Annotated in this window: 1 protein-coding gene; it reads right to left on the reverse strand. The window is 65.8% G+C overall.

Features of this window, described 5'->3' with window-relative positions:
* Window positions 1–761, reverse strand: a 761-nt coding sequence (locus HEQ75_RS27730; protein ID WP_168035341.1) for an IS630 family transposase, incomplete at its 5' end; no start/stop codon positions are given.

A 761-nucleotide genomic window follows, 5' to 3' on the forward strand; every position in this document is an offset into this window, starting at 1 on the left:
CTAGTGGAGTGATTCCAGCAGACGTTTCCCGCGCTGGTGCTTGCTGATGATGGTGTCGGCAGGTGCGGTCCAGCGGAAGGGCTTCGGGTCGGCGTTGTGTGCGTCGAGATAGGCGCGGATGGCCTGGTTCAGTTCGATGACGGAGCGGAAGACGCCGCGCTTCAGCCGCCGCTTGGTCAGGGTGGCGAACAGGCCCTCGACGGCGTTGATCCAGGAGGCCGAGGTCGGCGTGAAGTGGACATGGAAGCGAGGATGGCGGGCGAGCCATCGCTTCACGGCCTCGGTCTTGTGGGCGGCGTAGTTGTCGAGGATCAGGTGCAGGTCGAGTTCTGGCGGGGTCTGCTTGTCGATCAGGCGCAGGAAGCGGATGAACTCGGCGGCGCGGTGGCGGAGCATGCACTGGCTGATGACCGTGCCTGCCTTCACGTCGAGCGCGGCGAACAGCGTCGTCGTGCCATGGCGCTTGTAGTCGTGCGTCATGGTCGCACCCCGGCCACGCTTCATCGGCAGCCCCGGCTGGGTGCGGTCGAGCGCCTGGATCTGGCTCTTCTCGTCCACGGACAGCACCAGGGCGTGTTCAGGCGGATTGACGTAGAGGCCGACGATGTCGCGGACCTTCTCGACGAACTTCGGATCGTTCGAGAGCTTGAAGGTCTCGATCCGGTGCGGCTTCAGGCCGTGCTCGCGCCAGATGCGATGGATGGTGGACGGCGCCAGGCCGCTCGCCTTGGCCATCGAGCGCAACGTCCAGTGCGTCGCCG

Source organism: Falsiroseomonas selenitidurans (assembly GCF_012103215.1).
Lineage (GTDB): Bacteria > Pseudomonadota > Alphaproteobacteria > Acetobacterales > Acetobacteraceae > Falsiroseomonas > Falsiroseomonas selenitidurans.